Annotated in this window: 15 protein-coding genes and 1 pseudogene; 8 read left to right on the top strand and 8 right to left on the bottom strand. The window is 60.7% G+C overall.

What is annotated here, in order from left to right:
* Positions 1-36 precede the first annotated feature (36 nt).
* On the bottom strand, positions 37-849 hold the full coding sequence (locus FJ414_RS09440; protein ID WP_246672353.1) for an aldo/keto reductase: 813 nt from the start codon (positions 847-849) through the stop codon (positions 37-39).
* 121 nt (positions 850-970) lie between these two features.
* Between FJ414_RS09440 and FJ414_RS09435 the strand changes: the two genes are divergently transcribed.
* Both FJ414_RS09435 and FJ414_RS09430 read left to right on the top strand, forming a co-directional pair.
* Positions 971-2542: an acyl CoA:acetate/3-ketoacid CoA transferase gene (locus FJ414_RS09435; RefSeq protein ID WP_140643797.1), complete on the top strand. Its 1572-nt coding sequence runs from the start codon at positions 971-973 to the stop codon at positions 2540-2542.
* Complete coding sequence (locus FJ414_RS09430; RefSeq protein ID WP_140643795.1) at positions 2539-3309, top strand: enoyl-CoA hydratase/isomerase family protein; 771 nt, start codon at positions 2539-2541, stop codon at positions 3307-3309. The genes FJ414_RS09435 and FJ414_RS09430 overlap by 4 nt, the downstream gene beginning before the upstream one ends.
* 214 nt (positions 3310-3523) lie before the next feature.
* Here the strand turns inward: FJ414_RS09430 and FJ414_RS09425 are convergent, their stop codons facing one another.
* The 4 genes from FJ414_RS09425 to FJ414_RS09410 are packed head-to-tail and all read right to left on the bottom strand — an operon-like array spanning position 3524 to position 7490.
* Positions 3524-4354, bottom strand: coding sequence for a sugar phosphate isomerase/epimerase family protein (locus FJ414_RS09425; RefSeq protein ID WP_246672352.1), 831 nt, complete (start codon positions 4352-4354; stop codon positions 3524-3526).
* Positions 4355-4392: 38 nt separating this feature from the next.
* Positions 4393-5541 (bottom strand): dihydrodipicolinate synthase family protein, encoded by a 1149-nt coding sequence (locus FJ414_RS09420; protein WP_140643791.1) that lies wholly within the window; start codon positions 5539-5541, stop codon positions 4393-4395.
* A gap of 24 nt (positions 5542-5565) precedes the next feature.
* On the bottom strand, positions 5566-6348 hold the full coding sequence (locus tag FJ414_RS09415; protein ID WP_140643789.1) for a 3-ketoacyl-ACP reductase: 783 nt from the start codon (positions 6346-6348) through the stop codon (positions 5566-5568).
* A complete protein-coding gene (locus FJ414_RS09410) occupies positions 6345-7490 on the bottom strand; it encodes an acyl-CoA dehydrogenase family protein (RefSeq protein WP_140643787.1) in 1146 nt (381 codons plus the stop codon). The genes FJ414_RS09415 and FJ414_RS09410 overlap by 4 nt, the downstream gene beginning before the upstream one ends.
* Before the next feature lie 161 nt (positions 7491-7651).
* On the opposite strand from FJ414_RS09410, the gene FJ414_RS09405 reads away from it, so the two are divergent.
* The 5 genes from FJ414_RS09405 to FJ414_RS09385 all read left to right on the top strand — a co-directional run bounded on the left by FJ414_RS09405 (position 7652) and on the right by FJ414_RS09385 (position 12104).
* Positions 7652-8668 (top strand): aldo/keto reductase, encoded by a 1017-nt coding sequence (locus FJ414_RS09405; RefSeq protein ID WP_140643784.1) that lies wholly within the window; start codon positions 7652-7654, stop codon positions 8666-8668.
* Complete coding sequence (locus FJ414_RS09400; RefSeq protein ID WP_140643782.1) at positions 8665-9144, top strand: MaoC family dehydratase; 480 nt, start codon at positions 8665-8667, stop codon at positions 9142-9144. Before FJ414_RS09405 ends, FJ414_RS09400 begins: the two co-directional genes overlap by 4 nt.
* 380 nt (positions 9145-9524) lie before the next feature.
* Complete coding sequence (locus FJ414_RS09395; RefSeq protein ID WP_140643780.1) at positions 9525-9917, top strand: hypothetical protein; 393 nt, start codon at positions 9525-9527, stop codon at positions 9915-9917.
* Between the two features lie 402 nt (positions 9918-10319).
* Positions 10320-11024, top strand: coding sequence for a Crp/Fnr family transcriptional regulator (locus FJ414_RS09390; RefSeq protein WP_140643778.1), 705 nt, complete (start codon positions 10320-10322; stop codon positions 11022-11024).
* Between the two features lie 369 nt (positions 11025-11393).
* Complete coding sequence (locus FJ414_RS09385) at positions 11394-12104, top strand: response regulator transcription factor (protein WP_226891962.1); 711 nt, start codon at positions 11394-11396, stop codon at positions 12102-12104.
* A 264-nt stretch (positions 12105-12368) separates the two neighbouring features.
* Here FJ414_RS09385 and FJ414_RS09380 read toward each other — a convergent pair whose 3' ends face one another.
* The 3 genes and pseudogenes from FJ414_RS09380 to FJ414_RS31745 form a co-directional block, all read right to left on the bottom strand.
* On the bottom strand, positions 12369-12626 hold the full coding sequence (locus FJ414_RS09380) for a hypothetical protein (RefSeq protein WP_181167072.1): 258 nt from the start codon (positions 12624-12626) through the stop codon (positions 12369-12371).
* Between the two features lie 260 nt (positions 12627-12886).
* Complete coding sequence (locus FJ414_RS09375; protein WP_140643774.1) at positions 12887-13702, bottom strand: response regulator transcription factor; 816 nt, start codon at positions 13700-13702, stop codon at positions 12887-12889.
* Positions 13703-13923: 221 nt separating this feature from the next.
* Positions 13924-14031, bottom strand: a pseudogene (locus tag FJ414_RS31745) (SDR family NAD-dependent epimerase/dehydratase); the annotation flags it as partial.
* A gap of 276 nt (positions 14032-14307) precedes the next feature.
* Between FJ414_RS31745 and FJ414_RS09370 the strand changes: the two are divergent.
* Positions 14308-16155 (top strand): polysaccharide biosynthesis/export family protein, encoded by a 1848-nt coding sequence (locus FJ414_RS09370; protein WP_140643772.1) that lies wholly within the window; start codon positions 14308-14310, stop codon positions 16153-16155.
* Positions 16156-16184 lie beyond the last annotated feature (29 nt).

Genomic DNA, 16184 nt, shown 5'->3' with positions numbered 1-16184 from the left:
TCGCCTCGGATCTGCTCGCTCTCCCTGTTCGCGCGCTCAGGCGTCGAAATCCGGTGCATAAGGGATCAGCCGCTTCCCAACAACGCGGAAACCGACGGCATTCATGGCGTCGATGCGGCCCATGTCGATGCTCGACAAGGTGAAGTCCATCACGTCGAAATTCGAGCGGATGTTGCCAGGCTTGGTGGACATCGTGTTGATCGGCAAACCCTTCTGCAGGATCCAGCGCAACACGACCTGGGCGGCCGACTTGCCGTATGTGGCGCCGATATCGGCGAAAAGCGGATGCTTGAAAACCTCGCCGCGCGCGACCGAGCAGTAGGACGATAGAGGGATGCCCGTCTCACTCGCGGCCGCCAGCAGTTTGCGCTGGTCAAGAAGCGGATGGAATTCCACCTGATTTGTTACGAGCGGCACGCCGGTGATCTGCCTCGCCTGCCGCATCATCGCCGCTGTGTAGTTCGAAATTCCGATGGTGCTGGCGAAACCCCGTTCCTGCGCCTCCTGAAGCAGTTCAAGCGAGAGCTTGATGTCGCCTCCTGGCGTCGGCCAGTGAAGAAGCAGAATGTCGACACGATCCAACTTCAGATCCCGCAAGGACTGTTCGACGGATGACATGAACCGCTGTTGCGAGAAGTTCTCCACGGTGACCTTTGTCGTAATGCAGAGCTCGTCCCGAGGTATGCCGCTCTCGGCCAAGGCGGCACCAGTGTCGGCTTCATTGCCATAGGCCTGGGCCGTGTCGAAGGCGCGGTATCCGGTGTCGATTGCCGCCGCAATCGCGTTGCGCAGCGCATCGCCCTTGAGGGGGAAGGTCCCGAACACTCTCTGGTTCGCCTTCTGGAACATGATATTCATCGAAATCCTCCCACTCATTGTGGTCAGCCCGGAGCTTGCCTTGAAAGCCGCGGGCGGTTATACCAACGATATAACTGTTTAGTTACTTATTCAAGCTTTGTGGAGAGGAAACGTGAGCAAGGTCAGGTCCGCAGCGGAGGCCGTCACCCAGATTCGCGACGGAGCGGTGGTAGCCGTCAATTCGTCGTCCGGTCTGCTGTGTCCGGACGCCGTGCTTGAAGCGCTCGGCAAACGTTTCACAGTCCAAGGGGCACCCCGTAACATCACCACCATCCATCCGATCGCCGCGGGCGACATGTTCGGCACCAAGGGCGTCGACCACATCGCCTTGCCGGGATTGATCAGCCGCATCATCGGCGGCTCATATCCATCGGGGCCTACCAATGCCGAGCCGCCGCTGATCTGGCAGCGCATTCTCGCTGGCGACGTGGCGGCCTGGAATTTCCCCTCAGGCGTCGTGTTCGACATGCTGCGCGAGGGCGCGGCGCACCGACCGGGTGTGTTGACCAAGGTAGGCATGGACACCTTTGTCGATCCGGCGCTCGAAGGCGGGGCCATGAACGACGCGGCACGGAAGTCACCGATCGTGCAGCGCGTGGAGTTCAACGGCGAGACATGGCTCCACTTCCCACCCCTCAAGCCGGACGTGGCGATCATTCGGGCGACGACGGCGGACGAGAAGGGAAACCTTACCTTCGAGCAGGAAGGGGCAACCCTCGGTGCGATGGAGATGGCGCTTGCGGCGCGCAATTGCGGCGGCATCGTCATCGCCCAGGTCAAGCGCGTCGCGGCTCAAGGCACGCTGCGGCCGCATGAGGTGCGGGTCCCCGGAATCCTGGTGGACTTCATTGTCGAAGCTCCGGATCAACTGCAGACCACGGGAACCGCATACGATCCAGCCATATCGGGCGAACTGTTCCGGCCCCTGCGCACATTCCGTACGCCTGAATACAATGTCTCCAAGGTCATCGCACGCCGGGTCGCGCAGGAGCTTCGAGCGGGCTGGGCCGTCAACATCGGCTTCGGCATCTCCGCCAACGTGCCTCGCATCCTGATCGAGGAGGGCCTGCACGGCGCCGTCACATGGGTGATAGAACAAGGCCCGGTGGGCGGCGTGCCGCTGCTCGATTTCAAATTCGGCTGCGCCTCCAACGCAGAGGCCTTCGTCGCTTCCCCGCACCTTTTCACATACTTCCAGGCCGGCAGCTTTGACTGTTCCCTGCTGTCGTTCCTCGAAATCGGATCCGACGGATCTGTGAATGTCTCGCGGCTTTCGTCGACGCCGCACCGCACCGCCGGCGCCGGAGGCTTCGTGGACATCACCTCGCGGGCGCGTAAGATCGTGTTCTCGGGCAATTTCAATGCAGGCGCGAAGATGCGGCTGGAAAACGGAAATCTGGTCATCGACAAGGAAGGCAAGGTCGCCAAGTTCGTGCCGAAGGTGGATCAGGTCAGCTTCTCGGGGGCCCGCGCCCGCAGCCAGGGCCAGGACGTCACCTATGTGACCGAAAGATGCGTCATCCGGCTGGCGGCCGACGGCTTGGTCGTCACCGAAATAGCGCCGGGGCTCGACCTCGAACGTGACGTCCTGCAGCAGGCAGCCACACCGCTCTCGGTCTCCCCCCAACTGAAGGTGATGGACGAGGCACTGTTTCTTGACCAGCCGATAGGGCTGCGGTTGTGAGCGACCCCCGTCTCGACCTGAGCGTTGACGGACCCGTCGCACGGTTGACCATCCGCAGGCCTGAAAAGCTGAACGCGCTTGACGCGGCGATGGTCGATGCGCTCGTCCCGCTGTGCAGGTCAGTGGAGCGTTCCGCAGCCAAGGTTCTGATCCTGATCGGCGAAGGCGACAAGTCATTCTGCGCGGGCGGCGATGTCGCCGCCTGGAGCGCCCTCGGTCCAGCGGAGTTCGCACGCCACTGGATCCGCGACGGCCACGCCGGCTTCGACGCTCTCGCCAGGCTTTCGCAGCCGGTCATTGCCGTCCTGAACGGACACTGCCTCGGCGGAGGCCTGGAGCTGGCGGCCTGCGCCGACTATCGGATCGCGGAAGGCCACGCCCGTATCGGCCTGCCCGAGACCAGCCTCGGAATCATACCCGGTTGGTCAGGAACTCAGCGCGCGGCCCGCCGTTTCGGCCCGCAGCTTATCCGGCGCATGTCGATCTTCGGTGAAGTCTATTCCGCCGACGAGGCGTTGAGACTGTCGCTTGTCGACAAGGTCGTCGACAAGGGGCGCGGCCTGGCAGCGGCCGAGGACCTTGCCGCGGTCGTTGCAGGCAGGTCCGCTACCGCGGTCGAACTGACCAAGATGCTCATCAATGCCGTTGAAGGCGAGGAGCGCGAGCGCGTGCTGGACGCCCTTGCCGGACGTATCGCCGCCGGCAGCGAGGATCTTCGGCACGGCCTGGCGGCCTTCCGACAGAAGAGCCAGCGGCCGAAAGACTAAAGCGCGCCGCGCTGAAGAGGATTCAGGCGACGCGCTTTAAGGCTTTATTTTCATGCATGTCGTTATCGCAAAACCGCTGCACACTTTTGCGCGACATGCATTAATCTCGGGACCGATCTGAGCGCGGCAGAAGGCTGTTTCGCAGGCGGCGGCTGACCACGCAACAGTCCCCCTTGCCCAGGGCGGGGTTGCGAGCGCTGTCAAACCTTCGTCTTCAACAGACGGAGCGGAAGCGCTCCACGCATGCGTCCAGGACGTCCCCGGGATCACGCTTCCACCAGTCTTGCGCCGAGAACACCTCCACCTCGCACGGCCCGTCATAGCCAGCCGCTTCCACCGCCGCGCGGATCGCCTTCAGGTCGGCCACGCCGTCTCCCATCATGCCGCGGTCGAGCAGCACGTCGCGGGTCTGCGCCAGCCAATCGCAAAGGTGATAGCCGAAAATGCGCCTCGGCCCGACCCGCAGCAATTCGTCGGCCAGCGTACGATCCCACCAGACGTGGTAGACGTCGACCGCAACGCCCACATTGGGTGCACCGACGGCGACGCAAAGGTCGACCGCGTCGCGCATCGTCACCAGGCAGGATCGGTCGCCGCCATAAACCGGATGCAGCGGCTCGATGGCGAGGCGAATGTTTCTGACAGCCGCATAGGGCGCCGCTTCGGCAACACGATCCGCAACCAGCTTGAGGCTTTCGCCGATGCCTTTTGTTCCCGGCTCTACCCCGCCGGCGACGATGGTCAGAACAGGCGCGCCGAGGCCGGCAGCCATATCGATCGCATCCCGGAAGTCATCCATTACCGCCTCGCGGTCGGGCAGCGCCAGGGGGCCGGTGAGATATGGCGCGCGGCACAGCCCGACCACCCTCAGACCGGCGGCGCGAACCTGTTCACCTATCTGAATGGCGCGGTCGCCGAGTTCGCGGCGCCAGAAGACGATGCCGCCGAAACCGCGTTCGGCGCATGCATCGAGCACACGCTCGATCGACCAGCCCGCACCGTACCCGTCGAGGTTGTGGCCAAGCGTTGCCGTATTCAGCGCCAATGCGGAATGATCCTTCGCAAAATCGCGCATGGCGCCGATCAGAGACCGTAAAGGGCAAGCAGCTTGCGCATGCGCCCAGCTGCGAGCTCGGGATCTCCAAGAAGACCGCATCCGTCGGCCAGCTTGAACACCTCCACGAAATAGGGCAGCGGCCGCATCGACTGAGCGCCTCCGAGCATGATGAAATGGTCCTGGAAGCCGTTCAACCAGGCAAGGAAAACGACCCCGGTCTTGTAGTATTGTGTGGGCGCGCGGAAAATCAGCCGCGCGAGCGGTACGGTCGGATCCAGCGTGGCGTGGAACCCTTGGGTATCGCCCAGACCGAGCCGGTCGATGGCGTAGGCGGCGGCCGGCGCCAAAGGATCGAAGATACCAAGAAGGGCATGCGAGAACCCCTTCTCGTCGCCCGCGATCAGTTCCGGATAATTGAAGTCGTCACCGGTATACATCTTAACGCCGGCAGGCAGACGGCGGCGCATCGCGATTTCCTTCTCCTTGTCGAGAAGCGATATCTTGATGCCGTCGATCCTGGCGATGTTGTCCCCGATGATCGCCAACACCGTCTCGAGCGCATTCTCGAAGCGGTCAGCCCCCCAATAGCCCTTGAGGGCCGGATCGAACATCTCTCCGAGCCAGTGCAGGATCACCGGGCGGTCACAGCGCGCAAGCACGTCGCGATACACCGATATGTAGTCGTCCGGCGAACGCGCCACGGCCGCCAGCGCCCGGCTGGCCATGACTATCAACCTGCCGCCGACCTTCTGTATGACCTCGATCTGTTCGAAATAGGCTCGGCGGACATCGTCGAGCGAGCGTGCATCGGCCGGTCCGAGCTGATCGGTGCCGGCGCCGTTGAAGACGAGCGCGTCCGGCAGCTCCTCCTTGGTCCTGCGGATGAGCTGCAAAGCCGAAGGCCAGTCGAGACCCATCCCGCGTTGCGCGGTGTCCATTGCTTCGGCGATGCCGAGGCCATGCGCGTCGAGGTGGCGCCTGAATGCCATCGTGGTCTTCCAATCGATGGCGGCGGGGCCGCCGGGATCGCTCACGCCGAAAGGATCCGCCACAACATGGGCCGCCGACAGCACGGTGCGTGGCGCATCGGGGGGCAACCGCGTGGCCGGAATCGCTTTGCCCTGCAGCCGATAATCGGAAAGTCTGCCTGTGGTGTCCGGCAGTTGGATGATCATGGCGTTCTCCCTGGCGCTGCGCAGTCAGAACCGCGGCACCAACATACCCGCATCGACGGCAATGACATGGCCGGTCGTATATGGCAGCTCGCCTGTGGCGAGCGTCGCCATGACGCGGCCGACATCTTCCGGCTTGCCGAGGCGGCGGATCAATGTCAGCCCCTCCTCGTCGACGCGGCGTCGGTAGGTTTCGCTGACCGCCCTGGTCATCGCCGTCTCGATCAGGCCAGGCCTGATGTCGTAGACGGCGATGTTCTCGCGGCCAAGGCGGACCGCGAAGACTTGGCTGACCATGGCAGATCCCGCCTTCGATACACAATATTCGGCCCGGGGCTCGGCCACCGCCGTGGCATTGGAAGAGGAGACGTTGATCAGGCTGTAGAAGCGGCCGTCATCGCGCCTGCGGGCGACAAGCCGCCTGGCCCAGCGTTGCGACAGGAAGAACTGCGCCTTCGTGTTGATTGCCTGACAGCGGTCATAGCTCTCTTCCGTCACGTCGAGCGGGTCGCCACGCGAGATGACCGACACGCCGGCATTGTTGATCAGCGTCGACAGCGGCCCGATGGCGGCCTCGACGGCGTCAAGCATGCTTTCGTGCGCACTCAGATCGGCGACATCGGCCGCGATGCGCGCGACCGGAACGCCGAGCGCGGCGACCGCGGCTTCGGCGGATTTCAATTCCTCGTCGTCGGCCGGGCCATTGAGCGCCACGCCGAATCCGCGCCGTGCGAGCTGCAATGCCGCCGCAAGCCCGATGCCGCGGCTCGATCCCGTGACGAAAGCCGCATGACGCGATCCGGCACTCACGCCCGGGCTCCATGCTTGAGGAGCTCGCGGGCGATGATCATGCGCTGGATCTGGTTGGTGCCTTCATAGATCTGCGTGATCTTGGCGTCCCGATAGAGGCGCTCGACCTCGAAGCCGCGTATGTAGCCGGAACCGCCGAAGACCTGCACGGCATCGGCGGTGCGCGCCACGGCTATGTCTCCCGCGAAACATTTGGCGATCGAGCAGGCCTTGGTTGCATTTTCCCCCGCATCGATCTTCTCGGCGGCGCTGCGCACAAGCAGACGAGCCGCCTCGATGTCCTTTGCCATGTCGGCAAGCAGCCATTGCACGCCCTGGAAGTCGGCAATCGGCTTGCCGAACTGACGCCGTTGCTGGGCATAGTCGACCGCGGCCTCGAGCCCGGCCTGCGCAATGCCGACGGCCAGCGAGGCTATGCCCACACGCCCCTTGTCGAGCACGCTCATCATCATGTGGAAGCCGCGGCCTTCTTCTCCCAGCAGCGCTTCAGGACCCAGAACGACGTCGTTGAAATTGAGCGCGCCGACCTGGCTGGCCCGCTGACCCATCTTATGTTCCTTCGGCCCGCGCTCTATTCCGTTGGCATGCAGATCGACGATGAAGATCGACATGCCGCGATGGCCCGCATGCTTGTCGGTGCGCGCCAGCACGAAACCGACGTCCGCGACCGGTGCGTTGTGGATCCAGATCTTGCCGCCGTTCAGTCGCCACCCGTCCCCGTCGCGCCTTGCGGTGGTGCGTATCCCGGAAACATCGGTGCCGGCTTCAGGCTCGGTGATGCAGTAGGCCGCCTTCTTCTCGGCGCGCATCGCAGGCCCCAGCCACTGCTGCCGCTGCGCCTCGGTGCCATGCTGAACAAGCAAGGTGCTGATCAGTTCGACGAGGCCGCATTGATCGGCGACGGACGCATAGCCGCGCGACAGTTCCTCCATCACCAGCGCATAGGTAAGCGTGTCGAAGCCGGGGCCGCCCATGGCCTCCGGGACGCCTATCCCGAAGAGACCGAGCTCACCCATCTGCTCATATATCTCGCCGGGAAAGCGCTCATCCCGATCGAGCGCCTCGGCAACCGGACGAATGACATCCTCGGCAAATTGGCGCGCCATCTCGCGCACCTGCTGCTGCGTTTCGCTCAGCGGCACGGTCGACCTCCGTATGTAACTATCTAGTTACTACTATGCCGGAATCGCCGCCGACGTCAAGCGGCGGACTTTTGCATCGCGAGGCGTTGCCGCTATCAAGTGCTTGCGGCGCCGCGTGAACTTAAATATAAATAACCAGATGGTTACTAATTGAGGATGTCATGAAGCCGTCTGGCAAGCGTGTATTCGGCCGGTCCGGGCTCGAGGTTACGGCCTTCGCATTCGGAACTGCTCCGATCGGAAATTTCCTTCAGCCCATAGAGGAGCAGACCGCGGATGCCATGATCCAGACCGCATGGGATGCGGGCGTGCGCTTCTATGACACCGCGCCGATGTACGGCCACGGCCTCTCGGAACTGCGAACCGGGCATTCGCTTCGGTGGAAGAAGCGCGACGAGTTCGTCCTCGCCAGCAAGGTGGGCCGGATGCTGAAACCGGCAAAGCGCTCGCAGATCGACTTCGCGCCGTGGTCGAACGCCGCGCCGAACACCATGAATTTCGACTACTCCTACGACGGCACCATGCGGTCGTTCGAAGATTCGCTGCAGCGCTTGGCCCTCGAACACATCGACATGCTTTTTATCCACGACATCGATCGGTTCACCCGCGGGAACGAGCAGCCGGAGGTCTTCCGGCAGGCGATGGATGGCTGCTGGAAGGCGCTGGAGAGGCTGCGTTCGGAAGGCCTTGTGAAGGCGATCGGCGTTGGCGTTAACGAATGGGAGGTCTGCCACGAAGCTCTGAAGCAGCGCGACTTCGACTGCTTCCTGCTGGCAGGTCGCTATACGCTTCTCGAACAGCAGGCCCTGGACGCTTTTCTTCCACTTTGCGTCGAACGTGGCGCGGCGGTGCTCGTCGGCGGGGGATTCAATTCCGGCATCCTGGCCACGGGTGCCGTTCCCGGCGCCAAGTACAACTACTCACCAGCGCCAAGCCACATCGTTGAAAAAGTCGCGAAAATCGAAGAGGTCTGCCGCGCACACGGCGTGCCGCTGCCGGCCGCCGCCTTGCAGTTCGTGGTAGCGCATCCGGCCATCCCCTCCTTCTGCGCTGGCACCCGCACCGTCCAGCAACTCGAGCAGAATCTCTCCTGGTTCAGCTACTCTATCCCGGGCGATTTCTGGAAGGACCTGAAGAAGAAGGGACTGTTGCGAGAGGATGCTCCGGTGCCGGCATGAGTGTCGAGCCCAAGGGAAAATCGCTCACAGGCTTCGGGTTGAGCGACGAAGACGTGGAGATCGGCGACCATTTCGAAACGCCTTCCCGAGAAGTAACGGCAACTGTCATCGAGGCATTCGCGGAAATGACCGGTGACCGGTTCGAAATCCATATGAGCGACGTGGCGGCGCGGCGGCACGGCTTCCCGGCCCGTGTAGCTCATGGCTTGCTCGTGCTGTCTCTTGTCGATGGACTGAAGAACAATGCCGTCGCCCGGTTCAGGGCGGTAGCGTCGCTCGGCTGGACGTGGCGGTTTTCAGGCCCGGTGTTCGCCGGCGACACCATCAAAGCGGAGGTAACGGTCGCGGACAAGCGGACCACGCGCAATCCGGCCCGCGCAGTCCTTCGCCTGCGTTTCGTCGTTCGCAATCAGTGGGGTGGGATCATACAGGAAGGCGAGAACCAGCTGATGATCTATCGGCGAGACATGGCTTGAGGGATCCCGCTTCTGCATCCTCAAGGGGTGCAGGCATGCTGTCTGCTTGTCGAGCGTGCGCTCGATCGCGTTGCCGAGATTATTGTAGCGCATCAACCCAAGGTGAGTGGTCGGAGCCGCCGCTATACAGTGACATGGTCATGCGATGTCGGCTCTCCTCGCTTCCCTGCTTCTTTCCGCCGCGCCGCCGGGAGCCAAAGGACGTAGCTGGACATCCCGCTGCAGAAGGATGGCCGCAGATACTCCTTCCGAAGGAACCTGTGTACGGCAGGCCCGGCGGTAAGCATTAAAGCTTAGCCAGGGCGGATGCCCGGAGACTTCGCCACCATGTAAACTCTATTCTCACTCGGATCGGCCGTCTGGGCGCTAGGCGCGAAAAGATGCTTGCCAAAAGTCGCGAGGAACTGGCTGACGAGACCGGGCGCGTTGGTTTTGCCGGTGATCACAGGTTGCTGCCAAAGTTGGCCATCTCTTCGGGCGCGCAGGCCGGTGCTGATAGCCGAAGACGGCGATTTGCTTGGCGTTCCAACGCAAGAAGGGGAAACGGTATGGCCAGGCAGATTATGCGTGAGACGTTGGGAGCCAAGGAGGTCCGGCAGCTCAAAGAAGTTTACGATCGCGCCCGGGCCGTCCAAGCCAGGTACGCAGAATCCCACCTTGCAGGCAGGGCAGCAAAAACGCTGATCGATGCCTTCGAAGCCCCCACCCATCCCGACGATACGGCTCTCGATCCTCAATGGCTGAGCAAGGCCGCCCCCAAGGGGAACGCCTGAAGACCAAAACGTTATCATGCATTCGAAGACAGCGGCTGCGGCGGCCCAGTAGCTGGCCTCCCGACCTCACATTTTCGAGGCTCGGCGGGCAAATTCCCAATTGCAACTTTCTGCAAACGGCCAAATGCGCGTTTGGACGCGAAATGCGCAAGCCAAGCGGATGTCAATGCCGCCTCGCCTGAAGGCCGCACTATCGCCGGCGAAGACATCGGCCTTCGATTTCTCCACCGTGGGGGGCTGATACGGAACTTCGAAGTCGCAGCGGCGTTGCAGACGTCGGAGAAGAGTTCTTTTCCATCGGACATTGCAACCATACCCAGCTCACTGTGAAGTCGCTCACATCTGGCTTTCAAGATTTATCTATTGTAGGTTGTGGTAGAGTTGGAGAAACTGGGGGTCTCCATGCAGACGCTGTCGCAATTCATAGGCCCACGTCCGGTTGGGGGGACATGGTCGAAGACTGAGTGGGCCAACAACGATTTTCTCGGTGTTGCCGCCAGAGCCTACAAACCCCATTCGATCGTATGTCGCCAGGATGACGACGACGATACGATATTCATTGTAAAGTCAGGCTGGACCTTGCTCTACCGCGGGTTGCCGGACGGAGAACGGCAGATCATCGACACTCCCCTTTGGGGAGACATTGTCGGCTTCCGCTCCGTGGACGGGCCCCGGTTCGCTTCGCTAGCCTCCATAACCGATGTGACCGTTTATCCAATACCAAGGAAGGCCCTGGTCGAGGGAATCTTGTCCGAAGCTAGCTTCGGCAGCAGGATTGCCCACTCCCTGGCACGGATGAACGCCATTCTAGCCGAGCACCTGGTGAATGTCGGGCGGCGCAACGCAATGAGCCGAACCGCCCATTTCCTGCTCGAATTGGAGGAAAGGCTCTCCAACGTTGGCCTGTCGGCCCACGGGAAGTATGACTGCCCGCTCACTCAGAATGAGCTGGCGGACATCCTCGGAATGACCCCCGTTCACGTGAACCGGACATTGAGGGAGCTCCGCAGTGCCGGTCTCGTCTCATTCAAGGCTGGCCATGTCGAGATTCTTAACCGCAAGAACCTCGTAAAATCGGCCGGATTTGAGAAAGAGTATCTCAGCTAGATCTCCTGGCGGATCCAGCATGCTCCCGCGATTGCCTCCTCGGTTCAAGCAGCAGGCACAACGGCGTGCCTGGGAACCAGCGGCGCAGCGTCTTCAAGGCCTGGTCGGCTTCGCTTATTTGGAATTTTACTAAAAATTAACCTAGGTTAGCGACCGCTAATAATCTCACCCTAGAGTAACGTTAGCAGTTCTTCGCTGGGTAGGCGGGAACTGCTGTGTGGTCAGAATGAAGCGATCCAGCCTTAAACTGGACGGGTGGGATTGCTTTTCCAAATTCTAGAATAAGGGGTAGTCGGCCGCTTGAGGCGGCTGGTGTGCAAAAGGGCTGGTAGTATGAACTCCTCAGCTGGACTGGTTAATTACAACTCTATGAATCAACCAACGGTTTCGAGCAACGGAACCGAAAATGCTCGTCATGAGCAATGCCTTCTCATACTGGATGGAAGGGCCTTGGACCGAGAATGCCTTGCATCGGCCCTCGTAGACCACGAACTCGGCATGGCGGTCGCCGCCATGGGTTCAATCGAAGAATGGCGCATGAAGAAGGGCTCAGCCCCTCCCCTGGTCGCCATACTCTTCAACCTTGGCGGTCGGAAGGCCGCCGATCATGCCACGGCAGACGAGATCAGGCGCATATCGTCTGAGTTCAAATCGATCCCCGTAGTTGTCCTGGCGGACAATGAGGACCTTGCACAGATATTGGCAGCTCTGGAATGTGGCGCACGAGGCTACATTCCGACCTCAGTCGGTATCGATGTGTGTGTCGAAGCGATCAACCTTGCTGCAGCCGGAGGTATCTTTGTCCCTGCAAGCAGCGTTCTCTCCATGCGGCATCTGATCGAGTCAGACAGCCGCGACACGCAGCCTTTGTCGAGAATGTTCACTCTAAGGCAAACCGAGGTCGCCCAAGCGCTCCGTCGCGGGAAAGCGAACAAGATCATCGCCTATGAGCTGAACCTGCGTGAAAGCACCGTGAAGGTGCATATACGAAACATCATGAAGAAACTGAAGGCGACCAACCGCACGGAAGTCGCCTACAAGGTCAACGATCTCTTCACGGAAGGAACTATGCGGAAGTGACGATCCCAAGTCGAGGGACCTCGTTGCAGTGATTGGAGCGGAGTGAAATTGCCTCCGGTCACCAGGCGGGCGGGATCAACCCGTTCTTGATGTTGGACCTACCGCGCCCGCCGGCGCGCCGCGTCCGCACGATCCTGCTCAGCTGCAGTCAGCGCCTTTTTTGTGCGGCGTGCATGGTCGACCTTCAGGCCGCGCTTGCCAAATTCGGCCACCGGAAGCTAACCGCGCGCCGGGTTACGGAAATCCGCTGATCAATCAAGGGCATTAGGGGAAGGTATGTCTGCCCACCCAGCTTACGGCTTCCTCGATCGTATCGAAATTCTTGTGCTGACCGCTCAGCAACCCGAAGCCTGTCTCAAGGAACCATTTGCCCTTTGTGGAGTAGGCTTCCTCGTCGATCCGAGTAAGGACTGCAACCAGTTGGTCGAATTTCCAGACCAGGAGCCCAGATTCTCCGCCCTCGACCGTTCCAATTCGGGCTTCGTTGAGCGAAAATCCAGGAGCAATTTTTGCGTTGCCCACTTTAATGCATCCCCTCAACTTCAAAGAAGGATAGTGAAATCTGTTAGCTTTGAATGGGCTGCTTCCGTATGTCTTCGCTGTAAAATGTCTCGCCCGACGAGACATACAAATTTTTGTTAGCAGATCGTCGGGCGAGTTCAAGCGCTTTCGCTCATGATCCACCGTTAGTTTTTCGCGAGAGAATTTAACTGCCAAAGAATTTGGCCTGCCCGAGTTGAGAGCCATGGCGAAATACTCGGGTTCCCGCAACCTGGAGGCGATCACATCGGATGAGTGCTCTCGAGAAAGCGGTACCCCTTTTGCGCTTCAATTAGCTCTTGCGGATCATGAGAGGGTTGAATTGCGATCTTTTCATTCCCTGACAGGCCATTGCCGGCGGAGGGAGTGAGCAAGCCATGATTCATCGCCCAAACTGCAGCCTGAGTACGGTTGCGGACCCGTATCTTTCGAAGGATGGCCTTGACGTGTACCTTCACCGTAGCTTCGGCGATGTTAATCTTGCGCGCGATGATTTTGTTAGACTCCCCTTCGATTAAAAAATGAAGAATATTCTTTTCACGATTTGACAAAGCCGACAGCTCTCTCTCCTCATCCTCCGTTTTAATAGCCACTTTTGCCAAATCATGTGCCGCATCATATTTCTTGCTAGGCCAAATATCTTGAATAAACATCGACGTTTCTGCAGGTAGCACCGTCTGCCCAAGCATAACCAATTCGATGGTTTTGATGAAGGTTTCGCGAGCAGCGGCTTTTGTCAAATACGCGTCAGCTCCCGCACGAAAGGCTGAAACTATATCGTTCGATCGACAGTTATCGGCTAGCGCAACGACATGACTGCTCGGGTAAATTGCTTTAAAGTCTGCAATTTGTGCGAATCCAGCGTTGGCATCAGTACCGCCGACATCCATGATGAGCAAGATGGATCGGTTCTGGGGTAGTGGCTTCTGCAGAAGATCGTGAACACAGTCCGCAGAGGAAAGAATACGAAACTTTTCTGCATCCAGGATTCGAATAAGACCCTCTCGTAGTAACTCGCTTGTTCCCACAAGCACTGTTATAAAAGATTGTCTTGTCATCGCAGCCTTCCTCTGATCTGTGGCGCTCGACCTCTCCTATGGCCCGTTTGATGTACGAACCCGGCACTCCACGCGCCAACCGCCATGGTTTCTTTTCAGCCTATATTACCTTACGCTACGAAACCCCCATGCCAAGATACCCTCTTTAGGCGCCAAAATACCCTCTTTAGGCTTAGGGCAGCATCGTCGAGATCTATCCGGATTCTCAAACCCGAGACCCTCGATCGGGTTTGCGGCCAGGAGCCGTGGGTGGTGATCGGCCCGTTCTCCAAGGCTTGGACGATGAAATTGGAGATGGCCCAGCCGTCCTGCGATTGCATGTTGGGGCCGCAGGCGGTTCGAGACGCTCCGTCGATAGACCAATATTTCCGGTTCTTCGCTGCGTTCGATCGCCTTGTCTTGTTTGCCCGTCAAAGAGGTTCTCCTGCGGCGCGGTAATCTGCTCATTGAACGAGTTCGTGCAAGGCGGTGTTTATCCCGAAGGAGTGCCCACAAAGGGATAGTTGTGCCGCTGGCGGTGAAGGGTCACGATAAGGCAGAGCCTTGCTCGGCTCGACCAGTTCGGGACGGGATGGCCACCATTGAAAAAGCGAAAGACACACGCCATGGCCATGGATACAAAATACAACTCCGAACCCGTCACTTCCTCCTCGTCGCATTTGGCCCGGAGCGGCATGAAAGGCGTCCTGTTTGTCATGGGGCTCTCTGGCGTCGCCGCCCTGGGAGCGGGCGCGATCAAAAACTGGAAGGCCATCGAGGATGTCTCCGGACCCGTGATGCAGAAGGTCGAGGATGTCTCCGGACCCGTGATGCTGAAGGTCGAGGAGGTCTCCGGAACCTTGGCACAGAAGGTCGAGGAGGTCTCCGGAATTCTGGCACAGAAGGTGTCTGCTGCTATCGACAGCTGGCAAGATCAACCGGCCCAAGCCACGGCCGAACCCTCCCGCGCGATCGTGCCGTTGGCCGCCGCTCTGATCGAACCGAGCGCCGCGCCTACCGTCCTCAGTACCGAGCGCTCCAAAACTCTCAGCACGGGACCGGATGCGTCTACCGCAGCGTTGATCGAAAGGAGCGCCGCCCCTGCCGTCGCCACCAATTCCGAGCGCTCCAGAACGCTCGGCATGGCGCCAGACGTGCCAACGGGAGGCCTGTTCGGCGTCGGCGATCGCCTCAAGGTCGCGTTCTACGAGCGAGTCGACGTCGAGGAAGACAAGTGGGCGGGCGCGTCCTCGGGCTCGGCGCTGGGCGGCATCCTGCAGCGTCCGGAACTGAGCGGCGAATATACTGTCCAGGAGGACGGCACGATTTCCGTGCCCTTGCTTGGCTCCGTTGCGGTCGCCAACCGGTCGGCGCAACAAGTACAGGCCGACTTGGTGGAAACCTTCGAACAACTGCTTGGCCGCAAGGGGCTGGTCAACATCGTGTCGCTGGAGCGCTCGCCCATTTACGTGCTGGGGCCGGTCAAGAATCCAGGCTCGTTCAAGTACGCGCCCGGCATGACGATCCTACACGCGATCGCGCTCGCCGGCGGACTGAACCAGGGCCAGAGCGAGCCGTGGCAGAAGATCGAAGCCGTGCGTGAAACCCAGAAGCGGAGCGGGGCGATCGATGCCATGGTGAAACTGCTCGCGCGCGGGGCGGTCCTAGAGGCCGAGCGCGACGGTACGGCGCCCAAGATCCCGTCCCAGTTGCTGGAATTGGCCGGCGCGGTCGAAGCCGCCAACCTCGTCAATGAGCAGAGCGACCGTCGTAGTGCCCTCGCCATGGCCCGCAAGTATCGCGAACGCGCGACCCTGACTGCGCTGGAGGCGGCCAAGCAGGATGTCGTCGCGTATGGACACATGGAATCGCTCGACGAACTCGTCAAGCTGCGCCAGGAGCGCGTCAACAGTATGCGCACGCTCGTGGACCGCAAAGTTCTCAACGTGACGATGATGGACCAGGCCCAGAGCGAGTTGTCCGACGCGGAACAGCGTCGGCGGGACGCCCGCAACCAGTACGCGAGCGCCAAGCAGCGCGTCGCTTCGCTGGAGGCTGAGGTGTTGCAAACCCGTGCCGACCTCAGGAACGATCTGGAGGTCGAGCTTGAGACGACGGAGAGCCAGATCGCGGCCAATGTACGCGATTTGAACGCCAGCGAAGGCATCCTGTACACGTTGCCGGTGACCCGCGCCCAGTTTGCGGCCCAGTTCGCGACGAACGCGAACAGGGTGACCTATCAAATCGTGCGGCAATCGACAGCCGGGCCGGTCAGCATCGAGTCCGCCGGGATGACCCTGTTGCGGCCAGGTGACCTCGTCAACATCATCGTGGGCGAAAGCCAGCCAGGAGAGCCAGCCGGTTCGCCGGTCCCAACCTCGTCGCCGACCGGCGACAGCTTGCCGGCCGCGAGCACTCTCAACGACGTAGGGCCTGGCCGCGTGCTGGCGGATCAGGTGATTAGTCCGAATTGATGCCTGGCGAAGGATTTTGCCCTGGACAT

Source organism: Mesorhizobium sp. B3-1-6 (genome assembly GCF_006439555.1).
Classification (GTDB): Bacteria; Pseudomonadota; Alphaproteobacteria; order Rhizobiales; family Rhizobiaceae; genus Mesorhizobium.
Note: the sequence above shows the minus strand (reverse complement) of the source record. Positions and strands in the feature narration are given on the sequence as shown.

What these genes read in the sequence shown, in the direction of transcription:
- FJ414_RS09440 (WP_246672353.1), bottom strand. Translation starts at nt 849, where the DNA reads ATGTTCCAGAAGGCGAACCAGAGAGTGTTCGGGACCTTCCCCCTCAAG.
- FJ414_RS09370 (WP_140643772.1), top strand. Translation starts at nt 14,308, where the DNA reads ATGGCCATGGATACAAAATACAACTCCGAACCCGTCACTTCCTCCTCG.
- FJ414_RS09400 (WP_140643782.1), top strand. Translation starts at nt 8,665, where the DNA reads ATGAGTGTCGAGCCCAAGGGAAAATCGCTCACAGGCTTCGGGTTGAGC.
- FJ414_RS09375 (WP_140643774.1), bottom strand. Translation starts at nt 13,702, where the DNA reads ATGACAAGACAATCTTTTATAACAGTGCTTGTGGGAACAAGCGAGTTA.
- FJ414_RS09385 (WP_226891962.1), top strand. Translation starts at nt 11,394, where the DNA reads ATGAATCAACCAACGGTTTCGAGCAACGGAACCGAAAATGCTCGTCAT.
- FJ414_RS09390 (WP_140643778.1), top strand. Translation starts at nt 10,320, where the DNA reads ATGCAGACGCTGTCGCAATTCATAGGCCCACGTCCGGTTGGGGGGACA.
- FJ414_RS09420 (WP_140643791.1), bottom strand. Translation starts at nt 5,541, where the DNA reads ATGATCATCCAACTGCCGGACACCACAGGCAGACTTTCCGATTATCGG.
- FJ414_RS09395 (WP_140643780.1), top strand. Translation starts at nt 9,525, where the DNA reads ATGCTTGCCAAAAGTCGCGAGGAACTGGCTGACGAGACCGGGCGCGTT.
- FJ414_RS09405 (WP_140643784.1), top strand. Translation starts at nt 7,652, where the DNA reads ATGAAGCCGTCTGGCAAGCGTGTATTCGGCCGGTCCGGGCTCGAGGTT.